This is a genomic window from Chryseobacterium mulctrae, from assembly GCF_006175945.1.
Classification (GTDB): Bacteria; Bacteroidota; Bacteroidia; order Flavobacteriales; family Weeksellaceae; genus Chryseobacterium; species Chryseobacterium mulctrae.
This window is the reverse complement of record NZ_VAJL01000001.1, coordinates 691,876-706,344: the sequence shown is the minus strand read 5'-3', so window position 1 is coordinate 706,344 and position 14,469 is coordinate 691,876. Positions and strand designations below refer to the sequence as shown.

The following is a 14,469-nucleotide window of genomic DNA, read 5'->3' as shown; positions in this document are numbered from 1 at the left end:
TAAAATGAATACAATAGTTAACGATTTGAAAGAAAAATGGGAAGCTCTGAAAGCAGAAAATCCACATATGAGAATAAGAAATGCCGCTGCAGAATTAGGTGTAAGCGAAGCAGAATTATTATTAACTAACGTAGGAGAAGAAGTAACCGTTTTGAAACCTGAATTTGCAAACATCTTAACAGAAGTTGAAAAATTAGGAAAAGTAATGGCTCTAACAAGAAACGACGAGTGCGTTCACGAAAGAAAAGGAACTTACTTAAACGGTGATTTCAGCAGTCCTCATGCACAGCTTTTTGTAGGCGAAGATATCGATTTGAGAATCTTCCAAAATCACTGGAAATTTGCTTTTGCTGTGGTTGAAGGTGACAAAAAGAGTCTTCAATTCTTCGGAAAAGATGGTTTAGCACTTCACAAAATTTATTTAACGAAAGACAGCAATGTTGAAGCTTTCGAACCTATCGTTGCTCAGTTTAAAGCTGAAGATCAGAATGAAGTTTTCGAATTTGAAGCAGTTGCTCCAAAAGCTCCTGAAAAAGAAGATTCAGAAATCGATGCTGAAGGTTTCAAAAAAGCTTGGACAGAACTTAAAGATACACACGATTTCTTTATGATGACCAGAAAATTCGGTGTTTCTAGAACTCAGGCTTTGAGATTGGCTCCGGAAGGTTATGCTAAAAAAATTGATCCTTCAAAAGTAGTAAACGTTTTGGAAGATGCTTCTGAAAAGAGACTTCCGATCATGGTTTTCGTTGGAAACAGAGGAATTATTCAGATTCACACCGGAGAAGTGAAAAAAACAATGTGGCACCAACAATGGTTTAATGTAATGGATCCTGATTTCAATTTACATTTAGATGTTACAAAGATCGCTGAAGCTTGGATCGTGAAAAAACCAACTGAAGATGGTGAAGTTACGGCAATCGAAGTATTCAACAGCGAAGGCGAGTTTATCGTACAATTCTTCGGAAAAAGAAAGCCGGGAATCCCTGAACTACAAGAATGGAAAGATTTGGTAGCAGATCTTGAAAAATAAATAATTAGATGATTGGATGAAGACCGTTTTGTTTGAAGATTCAAAACGGTCTTTTTTGTTGAACTTAAACACAAATTTCACAATTTTTTTTTCACGAATAGCACTAATTTGTAAATTTATAATCAATAATTATTTGTGATATTTGTGAAGTCATTTGTTCCATTTGTGTTTAAAAAAATCAAAAAATATAAAATGAAAAATATTTTTATCGCCATATTGGTTTTAGGATTTTCTGCATTCAAAGCGCAGAATTTTAAATCGTATCAATTCTATAATAAAAAAGGAAAAGCCATTAAAGCTGAAAAAATGGTTAAACAGCTTGCTGATTATGATGTTGTTTTCTTTGGGGAACTTCACAATAATTCAATTGTGCACTGGCTTCAGTTAAAAGTAACAGAAGGGTTGTATGATCAAAAAAATAAGCAGATTACTTTGGGTGCCGAAATGTTTGAAAGAGATAATCAGCCACAGCTTAATAAATATCTTGCCGGTAAAATTGAAGCTAAAAGTTTAAAAGATTCTGTTCGTTTGTGGAATAATTATACGACTGATTACAAACCTTTGGTTGATTTTGCAAAAGATAAAAATCTGAACTTTATTGCAACTAATATTCCAAGAAAATATGCGTCTCAAACAGCAAAAGAAGGCTTGGAGTCATTAAATAAATTGACTGAAAAAGAAAAGTCTTATATTGCTCAATTGCCGATTAACGTAACTTTAGACACGCCGGGTTATCCTGAAATGAAAAAAATGATGGGCGATCATGCAGAAGGAACCAAAGTGATGAATTTTATTTCAGCTCAGGCGACAAAAGATGCTACAATGGCAGAATCTATTCTAAATAATCTGCAGCCAGGAAAAACATTTATTCATTACAATGGAAACTTTCACAGTAAAGAATTTGGCGGAATTTACTGGTACATCAAACAGAAAAACCCGAATCTGAAAATGGCGGTGATCTCTGTTTTTGAATCTGAAGATGATGAATTAAAAATCCCTGAGAAAGTGTATATCCCGACAGATTTTAATCTGATTATTCCCGCGGATATGACCAAGACTTATTAGGCTTAAAGAAACAAGTAAAAAGGTAAAAGAGTCAAGTTGGTGTCCAAAGAAGATCTTTGATTTTTAAGACTAATGTATTCTTTTATACATTTTAAAATTAAAATTCTAAAGTGAATAATGTGTTAAAAAATATCCCACAGATTAAACAGATTGTCACAAATTTTTATCTACTGAATTTGCTAAATCTGCGTGAGAAAAATTAAACAAAATAAATCAATAGGAACGGGCTTTAGCCCGTTTTTTAATGCAAATATTTCCATTGGCTTTAGCCAAAACCTAAAAACATTTCTATCTTTGTTTAACATTCTTTTAAAAATGAAAAAAATCTCCATACTCTTCATACTTTTTATCAATTTTATCAATGCTCAGAAATTGACGTCCAGTGAAATTTCATTGATCAATCAAGGCGATATTAATTCAGCTTTGCCGATCTATCAGACTACCGATGTTCATCAACATAAAACTTTACTAAACCTTTCAACAGAAATTGATCCGCTTGACAAAAACACGGCAACTTTGGTGAAAAGAATGGAGAAATCACTTCTTTCAACTGACGGTGGAGTAGGAATTGCCGCTCCGCAAGTTGGGATCAACAGAAAAATAATTTGGGTACAACGTTTTGACAAAGCAGGAGAACCTTTGGAATATTTCATTAATCCGGTGATTACCTGGAGGTCAGAGTTGCAGAATCTCGGCTCGGAAGGCGATTTATCTATTCCCGATTTTAGAGATCAGTTTTACAGAAGTAAAGTCATTCAACTGGAATATGTTGATTTAAAAGGTCAGAAATTCTCAGAAATGGTAGAAGGTTTTACCGCCGTGATTTTCCAGCACGAAATTGATCATCTTTTCGGAATTTTAATTTCAGATAAAAAGAAAAAAGAGGAAAATGATTCTTATCTAAAAGTAGATGCTTTTAAGAAAAGTGATTCTGTGAGAAGGTAAACTGCTTTTATTTGTTGATATCTTCAATCATTTTGATGATTTCTAAAAAATCGTTTTCTTTTTTGAAAGCTTTTATTTTGTCAACAATTTCTGGATAATCTTTAAAAAGAACATAAAGGTCTTCTTTTGCTTTTTCGTATTTCTTTTCTTTCATTCTGATTCTGAAAGGATAAGCGTAGAGTTTTTTGTCAGCATCATTAGCATCCTGAAATACAAAATTAGGATAATCTTCTAACGTTCTTGCAATTGCATTATATCCCCTGATTGACGTAAAATAAATATTGAATTTTCCTTCTGAAACAAATTCTCCAAATGTCTCTGTAATTTTTGTTGGGGTTCCAACTAGTGCATAATTGTCAGCGTAAGCTTTGAAATTATACAAAGGAACAAACTTCAAATTTTCAGCAGAAAAGCTGGTTATATCATTGGGTGCATATTTTGCGGGTTTTGCTTTTTCATCTGATCTGAAATGTAATTTATCATTTTGGCTGGGATACCATTTTATTTGTCCATTCAGTTCAGATAAATCTTTAAGAATTACTTTACCGTTAACAAATTCTGTAGCAAATGGATAGTTTTGTCCGTAAGAGAAAAGCGCAGACAAAAGTAAGCCTAAACTTAAAATATATTTCATTATTTTAATGTTTTGAAAATTTCAGAGTCAAAAATAAGAAAATAATTCTTTTGTTAAGTGAATTAGTACTAGTTCAATAAAAAATATTTCTGTCGAAATTCTTAAAATTACATTTTTATAAACAAAAAAATCTGCTTCCTATTTCGAAACAGATTTTATATCAAATTTATATCAAATTTTAATTATTGGTAACCGTAAGTTTTACCTCGATATTATTTCTTGTTGCATTAGAATAAGGACAAATCTGATGAGCTTTTTCAGTCAATTCATGAGCTTCTTCAATAGAAACTTCAGGAATATTAACTTCTAATTCTACGGCTAATCCAAATCCGCCATTTTCTATCTGACCAATACTTACATCAGCTGTTACCGTAGTTTCGCCGGTTTTTATTTTAGATTTATTGATTACTAAATTTAAAGCACTGTCGAAGCATGCAGAATATCCGGCTGCAAAAAGCATTTCAGGGTTTGTGAAGTCGTCATTGGCTCCGCCTAAAGCTTTTGGCATTCTTACCTCAAGATCAAGAATTCCGTTTTCGCTTTTTACTTGTCCGTTTCTTCCGCCTTTTGCGGTAACTTTTGTGGTGTATAATGTTTTCATTGATTGTCTATTTTGTTTAATATTTTTTTTACGCTGTTGCTGAGTTCTGTCCAGTCTTCTTTAGAAACTCCAACTTTTTGATGCATTTTAGCAGGGATTTCACAAGCTTTTTGCTGCAGAGCTTTTCCGGATTCTGATATAAAAACCTGAACAACTCTTTCATCTTCTTTTTTCCGCTTTCTCATGATAAATCCTTTTGCTTCCAGCCTTTTTAAAAGAGGAGTTAGAGTTCCGCTGTCTAAATAAAGCTTTTCACCAATATTGTTTACAGCAAGACCATCATTTTCCCACAAAGTCATCATCACAAGATATTGTGGATAGGTAATATCCAGCTCATCAAGAAAAGGACGGTAAAGACCTGTGATCTGTTTTGCGATCACGTATAGCGGAAAGCAAATTTGATTTTCTAATTTTAAAGATTCTGAATTTTCCATAAGTGCGAAAGTGAAGTTGACGAATTGTTATTTTTTGATGATAAATTCCTCCATAGGAATTCTGACTTTTTTCATCGAAGCCATCCAGTCGTTATCCTGGTCTCTGTAACCAAGATACAGCAAACTTACACTTTTCAAACCTAATTCTTTAAGCCCTAAAATTTCATCTACAACTTCATTACTAAAACCTTCCGCAGGAGTAGAATCTATTTTAAGCTCTGCCGCTTGAGCCATCGCTAAACCTAATGCAATATAAGTTTGGCGCGCTGTATGTGCAAAATGTTGTTCTGGAGTTTGTGCGTTGTACATGGTTTTTATCTTATCGGTATAACTTCCAAAGCGACCTCTCGGCAAATCTCTTTCATCTGTAGTATAATCATATACTTTATCAATTTTTTCGTTAGAATAGCTATCCCAAGCTGCAAAAACCAATACATGAGAAGAATCTCTCATTACTTCCGGATTAAGCGCTCCTTCTACCATTTTATTTTTTAAATCCTGATTTTCTACAACGATTACTCTGAAAGGCTGTAACCCTGAAGAAGTAGGCGCTAATCTTGCTGCTTCTAAAATTTTATTTAAATCTTCCTGAGAAACTTTTTTTTCCGGATTGTAAGCTTTTACTGCGTGTCTCCAGTTTAAATTTTCTATTAATGACATTTTTCTTTGTTTTAAAATTATAGGACAAAGGTATGGTAAAATTAAATTGTGCGCAATTTAATTTTGAGAAATGTATTTTAGGTGAAATCTATTAACTAAATCTTAATCCCTACTTAAATCTGTTTTTAATCCATCAATAACCATTAATATGATTTTTTTAACCTTTTTGAATTTCGGTATTTCTTAAAAAAACACGACATTTGTAGACGCAAAATTCAGAGGTGTTTCATGGTTGTTAAAAATGATGAATACAAAACCTGAAGATTAAATATTTAAAATTCTACTAATGAAAATATCAAGCAACTGGCTGAAAGACTACATCAAAACAGAACTGAAAACCGAAAGAATCGGTGAATTTCTTACCGATATTGGTCTTGAAGTAGAGGGAATCTATAAGTTTGAAAGTGTAAAGGGAAGTCTTGAAGGCATCGTTGTAGGAAAAGTTTTGACTTGTGAGAAACATCCTAATGCTGATAAATTAAACAAAACAACGGTAGATGTAGGAAACGGAAAAGTTTTAAATATCGTTTGTGGGGCTCCGAATGTTGCAGAGGGACAAACTGTTCCTGTTGCAGTAGTGGGAACTAAAATTTATGCTAAAGACGGAAGCTTTTTCGAAATTAAAGAAGCAAAAATCAGAGGTGAGGTTTCTCAGGGAATGATCTGCGCAGAAGACGAATTAGGTTTGAGCGACGATCACGGCGGAATTATGGTTTTAGACGAAACCAAATATGAAGTAGGAAAAAACTTTGCCGAATATTTCGAATTAACGAATGACGAGGTTCTTGAAATTGGTTTAACACCAAACAGAACCGATGCAATGTCTCATTATGGGGTTGCTAGAGATCTTCATGCATTCCTTTCAACAAACCAGCAAAAATCTGAGTTTGAAAAAGTATCTTCTGTTGCCTTAAACAACGAAGGTTTGCACAGTTTTACCCTTGAAGTTGAAGATACTGAATTAACACCAAGATACATTGGTGCAGTGATCGAAAACGTAAAAGTTGCAGATTCTCCGGCTTGGTTAAAAGACAGATTAAAAGCTATCGGTTTAAGCCCAATTAACAATATTGTAGATATTACCAATTATATTCTTCACGGTTTCGGTCAGCCGCTTCACGCTTTTGATGCAGATAAAATTGCAGACAAAAAAGTAAAAGTAGGAACTGTTGCAGAAGGAACAAAATTTACGACTTTGGATGGTGTTGAAAGAACATTGAACGGTTCTGAGATCATCATTAAAGACGGACAAGATAATCCGATGTGTATTGCCGGAGTTTTTGGCGGTGCCAATTCGGGAGTTTCTAGCGAGACAAAAACTATTTTCCTGGAAAGTGCTTATTTCAATCCGGTTGCGGTAAGAAAAGGAGCTAAATTCCATGGCTTGAATACCGATGCTTCTTTTAGATTTGAAAGAGGAGTAGATCCTAATATTACAAGAACTGCGATTACTCATGCCATCAAATTGATCGAAGAATTGGCTGAAGGAAAGTTGACGGGAGATTTGTTGGAAGAATATTCTAAGAAAATTGAGGATAATTATATCATCATCAGATTTTCAAAAATCGAACAGATTTTAGGAACAAAAATTCACAGAGAAAAAGTAAAAGAAATTTTAAAAGCACTGGAAATTCAGGTTTTAAATGATATCCAAAATGGTTTTGAAATCTCTGTTCCTGCATACAGAGCCGATGTAACGAGAGAAATCGACGTTATTGAAGAGATTTTAAGAATCTACGGTTACAATAAAATCGATGCTCCACAGAAAATTTCATTTACTCCGGTAAAATTAAGTGCAAACGATCAGGATGAATTGGAAAACTCTTGGGCAAGAACTTTACAGAGTTTAGGTTTCAACGAAGTAATGAACAATTCATTAACTTCTGTAAAAGATGAAAATGATGCTGTGAAATTACTAAATCCTTTAAGCGGAGATTTAGCATTTATGAGAAAGTCTTTATTGGAAGGACTTTTGCAGAATGCGGTTTACAATATTAACAGAAAAAATCAGGATATCAAATTTTTCGAATTCGGAAAAATCTACCACAAAAGAGAGAAGTACGAAGAAAGAAAACAGTTGGCTATTTTGGTTTCGGGAAGAAATGTTGCTGAAAACTGGTTACAGCCAAAATCTACTACAGATTTTTACAATCTGAAAGCTTATGTGAAAGTTTTGCTGGAAAGATTAGCGATCGATTATAAAGAAGTTGCTTTGTCTGACGAAAGATTTTCAGATGCAATTGAATACAAGTCTGAAGATAAAACTTTGGTAAGAATCGGAAAAGTAGCGCCTCAAATGTTGAAAGATTTTGATGTAGACCAAGAATGTTTCTACGTAGAAATCGAGCTTGAATTTGCTCAGGAATTGCGTTCTAAAAACGAATTGAAGTTTAAAGATATTCCTAAATTTAATAAGATCAGAAGAGATTTAGCTTTACTGATTGACAAGAATATTTCTTATCAGGACTTGTATCAAACGGCTAAAAGGAATAAATCTCCATTCATTAAAAACATTAATCTTTTTGATGTTTATGAAGGGAAAAATCTTCCTGAAGGTAAGAAGTCTTACGCAATGAGTTTTGAATTATTAAACGAAGAAAAAACTCTGGAAGAAAAAGAAATTTCTCACGTAATGGATTCTTTAATTAAATCTTTCCAGAAAGAATTTAATGCAGAATTGAGATCATAAAAGAAAATATCATATATTGGAAGCGGACATTTGTCCGCTTTTTTTATTTTAAAGATAATACTACATTAATATGAAATCATTTATAGCTCTTGTTTTTCTGCTTGTTTACACCTCTTTTCATTGTCAAAATAATGAACTGACCAATAAGAAATTAATCAGCTATTATGAAGCCGTAAATTCTGCAGAAGATAAGATTGTGACTAATGAGTTAGACAGTGCAAATTTTTACTATCAGAAGGCGTTTAAAACTTTTAAAGAACCTCATGCAAATGATTTGTATAATCATATGAAAGTTCTTCTAAACAAGAAGGATTACGAAAATGCTTTTAAACATTTTCAGTCTTTAGATTGTATGAAATATAAATTTGAAGAAACCTTTCTTTCATCTCATTTTCCCAATATTGAACAATACAAAAAGCTAAAATGTAAAAATAAATTTGATAATAATTACCGAAAAGAGCTTGATTCTTTATTTATGATTGATCAGCATTACAGAAAACTTTCCGGTGGAAATTATGCAAAATTTAAAAAGGAAATTACCAAGAATGACAGCATTGCGAGTACGAAACTTTTAAGTTTGATTCAGAAAAAAGGATTTCCGAATGAATATGATTTAGGTTTAAGCTCCGCCAATCTAGTTTTTTTTCAAAATTTTTATTTTATTATTTGGCATCAATTGGCAACTAATCTTTACAGTCCGCAAGTTGTCAATTTTTCAGACGAAATTATAAAAGCATTAAACAAAGGAAAGATTACTCCTGAAAACGCAGCTTTTCTTTTAGATTTAAACAACGGAACCCAGAATTATTCTAGTGGGCATTTCGATATAGTTCAAATTTTTAAAAATGAAGGTAATCCTGACCGACCTCATGATAAAGCAGAAGAAATGTTTGAAAAAGCAGATTGTTGCTATGTACATCAATGGTTTTATCCTGAAAAAAGAGGAGAAAAAGGAAATGCTTTGGTGAAAGATATCGACAGAAGACGAAAGAGTTTAGGAATGAGTACTTTAGATCAGAGTTTGAGAAAAAAAGTTTTTCTATTGACGAATAAAGAATATAAAATGGGACATGCCAATCTTATCGGGATGAATTTTCAGAAAGATGAAGATGCCGAAAATCTTAAAAAACATTTTATTAAAATTAAATAACTTAAAAATACATTTAACATAAATCTGTTTTTTAGAAATAAAGTATTAATAATTTCCGTAAATTTGAATTAAATCAAAAAGTAAAATGAAAAATCTTTTTTTAAGTATATGCACAGTTGCTGTTTTGGCATCTTGCGGAACAATGAAAAACGCATCTTCATCAAAAGTTGGAAAAGCGCAACCATCAATCGCCAATACAAAATGGACTTTAGCGGATAACGTGAAAGGACAGGTTCCTACATTGGTAATAGAAGGTTCAAAGATTAACGGAAATGCCGGATGTAACAGATATTTTGGTGGTATAACTATGGAAACAGCATCAGGGAAATTTGAAGCTTCACAAATGGGGTCTACAAAAATGGCTTGTGCTAATATGAGTGTTGAGCAAAACTTCCTGGATATGCTTAATAAAGCTAATAAATATGTAGTTTCAGGAACTACTTTAGAATTGTATCAGGATAATTTGTTGCTGTTAAAATTCAACAAATCTGAATAAAAATAAAAAAGGAACTCAAATTTTGAGTTCCTTTTTTTATAAGTGGTTTTTGTTAATCTTCCTCTTCTTCGTCGTACTTAGCCAACTCTTCGTCGCACCATTTGAACGCTGCTTCAACTACTTTAGTAGCCTCGTCTGCCATAGTTTCTTCATCGTCACCTTCCAAATCATCAAGCCATTCTACTTCTTCCTCTTCAACGTTTAAGATGAATCTTGGATATTCTGTATGTACTACGAATAAATCTTCAGGAAATTCCGAATTATCTGCTAATAAAAACTTTGGTAATTTCATTTTTTTAATGTTTTAACTTTGAATCAAAGATAATAAAATTATTGGTATTTGTTCTCTTTGATATTTAATTTTTTGTTAAAGTCAGTTTATAAATCTTCAATCAATATATTCATAATAAAAGAAAAATTACTACTAACGATGGACTGTTTGCGTTATTATTTTGCAAACATTTTTGCTACTTTCTCCGCTTTTTTACTTTCAGAATAATCATAGAAACCTTCTCCTGATTTTACTCCTAATTTTCCTGCCGTTACCATGTTTACCAATAATGGGTTTGGTGCATATTTAGGATTTTTGAAACCATCGTACATTACGTTTAAGATTGCCAGACAAACATCAAGACCGATAAAATCTGCCAACTGAAGTGGTCCCATTGGATGAGCCATCCCTAATTTCATTACAGTGTCAATTTCTTCAACTCCTGCAACACCGTTGTATAAAGTTTCGATAGATTCGTTAATCATCGGCATCAAAATTCTGTTGGCAACAAAACCAGGGTAATCATTTACTTCTACAGGAACTTTTCCTAACGTTTTGCTCATTTCGTAAATAGAGTCAAAAGTTTCTTTTGAAGTAGAGTAGCCTTTGATGATTTCTACCAGTTTCATAATTGGAACCGGGTTCATAAAGTGCATTCCGATTACTTTGTCTGCTCTTTTGGTAGCTGCAGCAATTTTAGTAATAGAAATAGATGAAGTATTGGTAGATAAAATGCAGTTTTCCGGAGCAAACTCATCCATCTGAGCGAAAATCTTTAGCTTTAAATCCTGATTTTCAGTTGCAGCTTCCACTACCAAATCTGCGTTGGTTACCGCATCTTTTAGCTGAGTGAAAGTGGTGATGTTTCCTAAAGTTTCTGCTTTTTGTTCTTCTGTAAGGTTTCCCTTTGCAATGATTCTGTTAAGGTTTGTAGTAATAGTTTTCAATCCTTTGTCTAAAGCTTCCTGAGAAACGTCTACTAAATTTACACTAAAACCGCTTTGTGCGAATGTATGTGCAATACCATTTCCCATGGTTCCCGCTCCGATAACGACAATGTTTTTGATCATTTTAAATTTTCTTTTTTATATATAGTTAGATTATTTAATGTACTTAGTTTTTCCTTTTTAATTATTGTCCGACTGTTAAAATCTACAATTCCGTCACTGTTTTCATTTCGGGATTTATTCTGAGAATTTATCGTCGCTTCAAGTCCTTTTATAAACTTTGCTTTTTTGCTTTTTGAGAGTGCATCAATTCCGATGAACAATTTATATTCACCTTCTCTTCCCAAACGTGACTGTCGGTATATCTCCAGCGTGTTTTTTTTACCTTGAAAACTGTTAATGTAATTCATTACGGGAGCGCTTGAAGGCGTTCCGCAACAAATGCTGTTGTAGCCTATTTCAATGTAATTTTCACTTTTCTGAGCAAAGAAAAATGCACAACTGAATACTGCTATTGTTAAAATTATTTTTTTCATTTTAATGGTTTTAAAATTAAGCTTTAAATTTTACTTATTAAAATGATCCCAAACTGCTTTTGAAATGTCTGAAATCATCTTACAATTCACGTCATCTGTTTCGGTAGAATTGCTAATAAATACTACTATTGCATAATGCTTGCCATTTGGTAAGGTAACAATTCCAGAGTCATTTTCAGCGATAGTTAAGTCTCCATCTTTCCCTGAAGAACCCGTTTTGTGGGCTATAGATTGTTTAGGTAGCTGTTCTTTTAATTTATTTCCTCCGGTAGAGGTATTCAGCATGATGTCGTATAAAAACTTTGTAGATTTTTCAGACAAAATTTTACCATCGTAGAATTTTTTATAAAGCTGGCTCAAAGAATTGGTTGTGGTATAATTTTCATACAAATATTTTGCTCCTTTGTGCATTTGCTCTTCATTATGTTTAATCTGGAAATCTTTCACTCCTTTAGAATCCATGAATTTTTGAACAACTTGCGTACCTCCGATCAATCTTAATAATACATCACAACCATTGTTATCACTCCATGCAACGGTATAATTAATGATTTCACTTAAAGGAAGTTCCATATTTCCGTTAGGGTATTTTTCCCGAATCGGCGACCATGTATTTTCAAGCAAATCGCTTTTTTTAATTAAAATTTTCTGGTCTAATGAAAGTTTTCCCTTATCTACTAAATCGAGAACTGCAGCTGCAATATGAAACTTAAAAACACTAAGCATTGGAAGTTTTGTAGTTGCATTTTTATTGTATTTAAAACCATCTTCAAAACCTAAAACAGAAACTCCGACAGTCGCTTTTTTATCTTTAACAATTGAATCAACCTTGTGTGCTAAAACAGATTTCTGAGCAAAAGTAAATGCTGAAATCAATAGAAAAAGGAGTGCTGTTTTTTTCATAATATTTTGGTTAAAAACAAATCCCTTTTAGACAATAAAAGGGATTTGCAATTTAAGATTTTTTACAATTTTAAACTCAAAATAATTTACTTATTTGAATTTGTATCCTAGTCCGATGCCTGGTTTCCAGCTTCCGTTATCAGTTGAAGTTTTGGTATTGTAATAGAAAGGGATTTGTAATACAATTTTTTTATAGATTACCGCAAAACCAATTCCTAAAGTCGGCATTATTGTACTGTTTTTGGTTCCGGAAGACTGATCTTGTTTTATTCTCAGAGAAGGAAGCATTCCTATCATCAGTTTGGTGTTTTTATGTGTGAAATTTATGTTTGGACCAGTAAAGTTTAGAAAAGCGCCGTGATCAACATATCCTGCAACTGCAATTCCGTCGAAAAAAGAAACATTTAATTTTGAATCTTTCTCCTGAGAAAAATAAAGACCGGAGATGAGAATTCCACATCCGTAAAAAAGTTTTTTCATGATAAATCATTTAATCAAAGCACAAAATTAGCCTGACTAAATGCTTTTTTAGGATCGATGTAATAAAGCGGTGAGATTTTGCAGTGAAAATAAAAAGGTTTGAAATATCTCTACTTTCCGAACATTTCCATTAAAGAATTTTTATAAGTATCACCAATCTGAAGTTTTAAAAACTGGTCAGATTCATTGGAAATCGTTGTGATTATTTCGTTGGTTGACAAAACTTTTACAGATGATAAAGCAATAATTTCTTTCTTATTTACCTGTGCAAAATCTTTTGAAGGAAGCATTTCCAGAAGAGATTTGAAATTGAGATTTTTCAGAACAATCGTCGTTCCGTCTTTCAGAATAATGTCTTTATCACGACTGTCGATTTCAGAGGTTTTAATATAGGCAATCTGTTCAGTGAAAATCGTGGATTTACCAATGTTGGTATTCCATTCGATGAACTCTTTTTTCTGACTGTTGTTTAAAAGATCTGCTGCTTTTTCAAACGCCTGAATCAGTCTTTCTTTTTTGATCGGTTTTCTTACATAATCTACCACATTCAGATCAAAAGCTTCTGCAGCATATTCTTTGTAAGCCGTTGTAAAAATGATTTTTTTTGAATCGGAAATCAATTCAGCAACCTGCAGACCGGTCATTCCCGGCATTTCTATATCTAAGATACAGAGATTGCAGTCTATATTTTTTATTTCGTTGAGGAAAATTTTAGGATCGTTGAAAGCTTTTACAACTTCTACATTTTCAATCTGTTCGCATAAAAGTTTCAGGTAGCTTATCGCCAACAATTCATCATCAAGAATAACGCATTTTATCATAGAATTCTCCTAAATTGATTGTTAATTCTGCGGTGAAGATACCGTTTTTTGAACTTTTTTGAAGTGAATAAAAATTGGTATAGATCATTTTTAATCTTTGATCTAAAGACTGACTTCCAAAACCACTGTGATCTTTGTGCAGTACATTTTTAAGCGAAGCTTTGTTACTCACTTTCATAGAAAAAATGCCGCCTTCAAGTTCCAATACAATGGAAATAAAAGAATCTGAAGCCAGAAAATCAGTATGTTTAAAAGCATTTTCAATTAAGTCAACAGAAAGCAGCGGGGCAAATATTTTTTCTTCAAAAACAGCATCAGATTTGTCAATTTTAGATTTAATTCTAAAATCAAAAAGCGGATTGATCTTAATTTTATTAATTTCAATAAGGCTTAAAGCAAAACTTAATTCTTCTTTTGGACTTACAAATTTGTTGTTGCTTTCGTACAGAATATAGTCGAGAACATTGGCAAGTTTGTCAAGCGACATATACGTTTGGTAAGCATGCGACTGTACAGAATTGAGAATATTTTTAAATAAATGTGGATTAAGCTTGGTTCCTATATGTTCCAGCTGAAACTCATTCAGTTTATGCTCAATGAGTTTATTGCTTTCAGAAAGTTTTACGTTTCTCTTTTTTAATCGCTGATTTTGACTGAAAAGATAAATACTCACCGTAAGAAAAAAGAAAATAGCAAAAACTCCAAAGAAGATCAGATAATCATGAATCATGTAGTAATTGCCATCCATTTTTAGAGAAATATTTAGATTTTATTTGCCACGAATGCACGAATAATTATCAATAA

General features: G+C 32.6%; 17 protein-coding genes. 6 read left to right on the top strand and 11 right to left on the bottom strand.

Annotated elements, in window-relative coordinates:
* The first annotated feature begins 4 nt into the window (after window positions 1-4).
* The 3 genes from FDY99_RS03080 (at window position 5) to FDY99_RS03070 (ending at window position 3,043) form a co-directional block, all read left to right on the top strand.
* The gene (locus tag FDY99_RS03080) at window positions 5-1,033 is read left to right on the top strand and encodes a hemin-degrading factor (RefSeq protein WP_139419072.1); all 1,029 of its coding nucleotides are present in this window, start codon (window positions 5-7) and stop codon (window positions 1,031-1,033) included.
* Window positions 1,034-1,225: 192 nt separating this feature from the next.
* Complete coding sequence (locus FDY99_RS03075; RefSeq protein WP_139419070.1) at window positions 1,226-2,098, top strand: ChaN family lipoprotein; 873 nt, start codon at window positions 1,226-1,228, stop codon at window positions 2,096-2,098.
* A gap of 315 nt (window positions 2,099-2,413) precedes the next feature.
* On the top strand, window positions 2,414-3,043 hold the full coding sequence (locus FDY99_RS03070; protein WP_139419068.1) for a peptide deformylase: 630 nt from the start codon (window positions 2,414-2,416) through the stop codon (window positions 3,041-3,043).
* Between the two features lie 7 nt (window positions 3,044-3,050).
* On the opposite strand, the gene FDY99_RS03065 is transcribed toward FDY99_RS03070, so the two are convergent.
* The 4 genes from FDY99_RS03065 to FDY99_RS03050 all read right to left on the bottom strand — a co-directional run bounded on the left by FDY99_RS03065 (window position 3,051) and on the right by FDY99_RS03050 (window position 5,372).
* Window positions 3,051-3,677, bottom strand: a complete 627-nt coding sequence (locus FDY99_RS03065; RefSeq protein WP_139419066.1) for a hypothetical protein — start codon at window positions 3,675-3,677, stop codon at window positions 3,051-3,053.
* A 178-nt stretch (window positions 3,678-3,855) separates the two neighbouring features.
* Window positions 3,856-4,278 (bottom strand): organic hydroperoxide resistance protein, encoded by a 423-nt coding sequence (locus FDY99_RS03060; RefSeq protein WP_074231688.1) that lies wholly within the window; start codon window positions 4,276-4,278, stop codon window positions 3,856-3,858.
* Window positions 4,275-4,712 (bottom strand): MarR family winged helix-turn-helix transcriptional regulator, encoded by a 438-nt coding sequence (locus FDY99_RS03055; RefSeq protein WP_139419064.1) that lies wholly within the window; start codon window positions 4,710-4,712, stop codon window positions 4,275-4,277. The genes FDY99_RS03060 and FDY99_RS03055 overlap by 4 nt, the downstream gene beginning before the upstream one ends.
* A 27-nt stretch (window positions 4,713-4,739) precedes the next feature.
* On the bottom strand, window positions 4,740-5,372 hold the full coding sequence (locus FDY99_RS03050) for an NAD(P)H-dependent oxidoreductase (protein ID WP_139419062.1): 633 nt from the start codon (window positions 5,370-5,372) through the stop codon (window positions 4,740-4,742).
* Between the two features lie 286 nt (window positions 5,373-5,658).
* Between FDY99_RS03050 and pheT the strand changes: the two genes are divergently transcribed.
* From pheT to FDY99_RS03035, 3 genes are all read left to right on the top strand, one after another.
* On the top strand, window positions 5,659-8,061 hold the full coding sequence (gene pheT / locus FDY99_RS03045; RefSeq protein ID WP_139419060.1) for a phenylalanine--tRNA ligase subunit beta: 2,403 nt from the start codon (window positions 5,659-5,661) through the stop codon (window positions 8,059-8,061).
* A 70-nt stretch (window positions 8,062-8,131) separates the two neighbouring features.
* Complete coding sequence (locus FDY99_RS03040) at window positions 8,132-9,211, top strand: hypothetical protein (RefSeq protein ID WP_139419058.1); 1,080 nt, start codon at window positions 8,132-8,134, stop codon at window positions 9,209-9,211.
* Between the two features lie 85 nt (window positions 9,212-9,296).
* The gene (locus tag FDY99_RS03035) at window positions 9,297-9,707 is read left to right on the top strand and encodes an META domain-containing protein (RefSeq protein WP_074231693.1); all 411 of its coding nucleotides are present in this window, start codon (window positions 9,297-9,299) and stop codon (window positions 9,705-9,707) included.
* A gap of 52 nt (window positions 9,708-9,759) precedes the next feature.
* On the opposite strand, the gene FDY99_RS03030 is transcribed toward FDY99_RS03035, so the two are convergent.
* The 7 genes from FDY99_RS03030 to FDY99_RS03000 form a co-directional block, all read right to left on the bottom strand.
* Window positions 9,760-9,999, bottom strand: a complete 240-nt coding sequence (locus FDY99_RS03030; RefSeq protein WP_002977986.1) for a hypothetical protein — start codon at window positions 9,997-9,999, stop codon at window positions 9,760-9,762.
* Window positions 10,000-10,154: 155 nt separating this feature from the next.
* Entirely contained in the window at window positions 10,155-11,045 is an 891-nt protein-coding gene (locus FDY99_RS03025; RefSeq protein ID WP_185148749.1) for a 3-hydroxybutyryl-CoA dehydrogenase, read from the bottom strand.
* Window positions 11,045-11,461: a hypothetical protein gene (locus FDY99_RS03020; RefSeq protein WP_139419055.1), complete on the bottom strand. Its 417-nt coding sequence runs from the start codon at window positions 11,459-11,461 to the stop codon at window positions 11,045-11,047. The genes FDY99_RS03025 and FDY99_RS03020 overlap by 1 nt, the downstream gene beginning before the upstream one ends.
* Before the next feature lie 30 nt (window positions 11,462-11,491).
* Window positions 11,492-12,364 (bottom strand): CGA/CIA family class A beta-lactamase, encoded by an 873-nt coding sequence (gene bla-A / locus FDY99_RS03015; RefSeq protein ID WP_139419053.1) that lies wholly within the window; start codon window positions 12,362-12,364, stop codon window positions 11,492-11,494.
* Window positions 12,365-12,454: 90 nt separating this feature from the next.
* Window positions 12,455-12,844 (bottom strand): hypothetical protein, encoded by a 390-nt coding sequence (locus FDY99_RS03010; protein ID WP_139419051.1) that lies wholly within the window; start codon window positions 12,842-12,844, stop codon window positions 12,455-12,457.
* Window positions 12,845-12,954: 110 nt separating this feature from the next.
* The gene (locus FDY99_RS03005) at window positions 12,955-13,665 is read right to left on the bottom strand and encodes a LytR/AlgR family response regulator transcription factor (RefSeq protein WP_074231699.1); all 711 of its coding nucleotides are present in this window, start codon (window positions 13,663-13,665) and stop codon (window positions 12,955-12,957) included.
* The gene (locus FDY99_RS03000) at window positions 13,643-14,413 is read right to left on the bottom strand and encodes a histidine kinase (RefSeq protein WP_139419049.1); all 771 of its coding nucleotides are present in this window, start codon (window positions 14,411-14,413) and stop codon (window positions 13,643-13,645) included. The genes FDY99_RS03005 and FDY99_RS03000 overlap by 23 nt, the downstream gene beginning before the upstream one ends.
* Between the last annotated feature and the right edge of the window lie 56 nt (window positions 14,414-14,469).